This is a genomic window from Candidatus Erwinia dacicola (genome assembly GCF_001756855.1).
GTDB lineage: Bacteria > Pseudomonadota > Gammaproteobacteria > Enterobacterales > Enterobacteriaceae > Erwinia > Erwinia dacicola.
Window position 1 is genome coordinate 1 of sequence record NZ_MAYS01000181.1, and the last position, 2892, is coordinate 2892.

The 2892-nt window shown below is 57.6% G+C and carries 2 protein-coding genes and 1 pseudogene; all 3 read right to left on the reverse strand.

Going from position 1 to position 2892, the window contains the following annotated elements:
• Positions 1–275 (reverse strand): IS6 family transposase (locus tag BBW68_RS05590; RefSeq protein WP_148127483.1); only part of this gene is annotated, 275 nt, incomplete at its 3' end.
• Positions 276–539: 264 nt separating this feature from the next.
• Complete coding sequence (locus BBW68_RS05595) at positions 540–2030, reverse strand: EAL domain-containing protein (protein WP_070134361.1); 1491 nt, start codon at positions 2028–2030, stop codon at positions 540–542.
• Between the two features lie 131 nt (positions 2031–2161).
• Positions 2162–2823: pseudogene (locus BBW68_RS15980) on the reverse strand (cellulose synthase subunit BcsC-related outer membrane protein); the annotation flags it as partial.
• Between the last annotated feature and the right edge of the window lie 69 nt (positions 2824–2892).

The window sequence follows — 2892 nt, forward strand, 5'->3', positions numbered from 1 at the left end:
TACAGATAAGCCCAGCGTCCGTTGACCTTCACGTAGGTTTCATCGAGATGCCATGAGCCAAAACCGGAAGGTTGACGCCAGTACCAGCGCCGCCGCTTTTCCATCTCAGGTGCAGAACGCTGAACCCATCGATAAATCGTGGTGTGATCGACATTTACCCCTCGCTCAGCCAGCATCTCCTGCAGCTCACGATAACTGATGCCATATTTGCAGTACCAGCGGACGGCCCACAGGATAATATGACGCTCAAAATGTCGACCTTTAAATGGGTTCATGTGCTGCTCCTTCAACTAAACAGTGGCATCAGTTTACCATCGCCAGATCTTTGCAACAGTGCCCTTACCTTGTCCCTGTCAGCTGAACAGATCCAGCTTTTTGTCCATCAGACAGAGCTTTAACAAGCTCTTTCTAAGTCAGATTTTTTGCAGGTATATAACCTCCTGATGCAACTTGCTGAATAATTGTACACCAGCCATCCTCGCTTTGTCATTGGCGTTGCATTTTTTATATACAAAGCCAGTGAGTGGAACAGCAGGATTTTACAGGTACTGCTGCTGAAACTGCGCCAGCGGCAGCGCTTCGGAATAGAAGTAGCCCTGGCCGATATGGATGCCGCGCGCCAGCAGCCAGTCGCGCTGTGCTGCAGTTTCCACTCCTTCTGCCACCACGTCGAGCGTGATGATCTCGGCAATAGCCGCGACGATGCGCACCATAGTGTCGTCTTCGGGCAGCGCCACCACGAAGCTGCGGTCCATCTTCAGCTTGGCGATCGGCAGGGCTTTGAACTGATTCAGCCAGTTGAGGTTGGCATAGCCCATGCCGAAATCGTTGAGCGCTACCGACACGCCCACCTGGTGCAGCTGCTGCAACAGGCTGAGCGCCTGCTGCGGCTTACCAATCTGCGCGGTTTCGGTGATCTCAAGCACTAGGCTGCCGGGGCAGATCTGATGCTGCATAATCAAATTCTGTAAGTGGCTGACCATTGACGTGGCGCTGAGCTGCACGGCGGAGAAATTCACGCTCAGCGGCAGCGTAATGCCCTGCTGCTGCCAGCCTGCCAGCACCCGGCAGGACTCTTCAAATACCCAACGGCCCAGCGCGCTAATCACCCCTTTTTCCTCCGCGCACGGGATCATATCGTCCGGCAGCGACCAGCTGCCGTCTACCTGGCGCACGCGCAGCAGCGCTTCTGCCCCGACCAGCTGACCATTGCGCATATCGATCTGCGGCTGCAGCCACAAGGCAAACTGCTGCTGCCCGCGCACAATGTCCTGCTCACACACCGTGCACGGCTTACCAGCGGCGCTCAGCTCAGCAGGCTGCCCGGCATACAGCGCCGCCTGCGCCAGCTGGTTGCGGTTGTAGTTGCGAATCAGCATGCCTATTTCATCGTTACGATGGTATTTCGGCAGCGGCAGCTGATGGCCGATACCATGCTGCGGGCTAAGGTCCTGCAGCTCGGCGGCGATAGCGCGCAGCGGCCTGACCATCAGGCGGTTGATACACCAGCTGATCGATACCGAGAGGATCAGCGCCAGCAGCAGATAGATGGTCACCATGGTGGAAACCGCGCTGAGGATAAACTGATACACGCGCCATGAATCGGCCTGCAGCGCCAGCAGCGCCAGCGGTTTCGGGTCGGTCGGCTCAACCGAATAGAGCGGCACGGTGATCTGCACCGGCAGCTCAAACAGTCGGGCGATAAACTGCGGCACCGGATTTGCGGGTTCAAAATCGGTGTGCAGCGCTTGCAAGCCGTTTGGCAGCACCACTTCCGCCCGCGCCAAAATACCGGCAGGGCGCAGCGAGTTGAGGATAAATTCAGCCTGAGGAATGTCCGCCTTCAGCACCGCCTGCGAGAGTGGCTGACGCACGGTATGCGCCATGTTCTCCATCTGCTGGGCGTAGTCAATCCTGCGCTGCTGCACAAAATGGAAAAGCTGTATGACGATAAAAATACAAATCGTGACCACCGCAACGCTGCAAATGGTCGCCATCTGCTTGATCGTTAATGAACGACTGACTCGCAAGCCTGCTCTCCGAAGAACTCTGCTGAAAGGACTAAAATCACCCTTAGTATATCCTATGACTGCGGGTTGTTAAGCTATCACGCTACTCTGGGCGAGGTTTAGGTGTTTTCTTGGGAGAACGGTCACGCCGCTTACTTCAGGCTGGCGTACGGCACCAGCGGCTGTGACGGCATATCAAGGTCGCCCTGCCAGCCCGCCATCGAGTAGCGCAGATATAGCAATCCGTGGCTCGGGGGGTAATCTTTGGCCTGCTGGATATCCACGCTGAAGCCCAGTGTCCAGTGGGTGGTCAGGTCAGGCTGCGCTCGACCAGCGCCTGTAAGGTGTAGCCAAAGCCGGAGCCGCCGCCGTCACTGCCCGCGGCGTTATCGGCGGTGATCGCGCCGAAGTGCAGCGGATAGCGCGGCGTGGCGTGGCTATGTGCGTTCGACAGCGAACCCGAGCCGCCAAGGTCAAACGACCAGTTAGCCGTGCCCTAGCGATATGTCACCGGCATCGACAGCGAGGTATAGCGCTGCGGGCTGTAGTAGCCGCCTTGGCCGAGCGAATAGTCACTCAGCTCCTGCCCGTAGTGTCACTGCATACCGTTAACGCCGATGGTCGCCCGGCGGTTATCGCCGTTGATCAGCTTGTAGTAGCCGCTCATCAGGCGCTCGCGCTAGTTATCCGCCACGTTTTTACCCGTTAGCTCATGTGCGCTGAGAACGGCCCATACGCCGTGTGCGCCGCCGCGATCCCAGCTCAGTCCGACTGCGCCACCGGTCGCCACTACACCGCCCCAGCGTTTACCGCTGATAAGGTAGAATCTTGGGACGTGGTGTAAATTCGGCAGGATGGTGAGCGCCATCGGCTTATCCGGTAA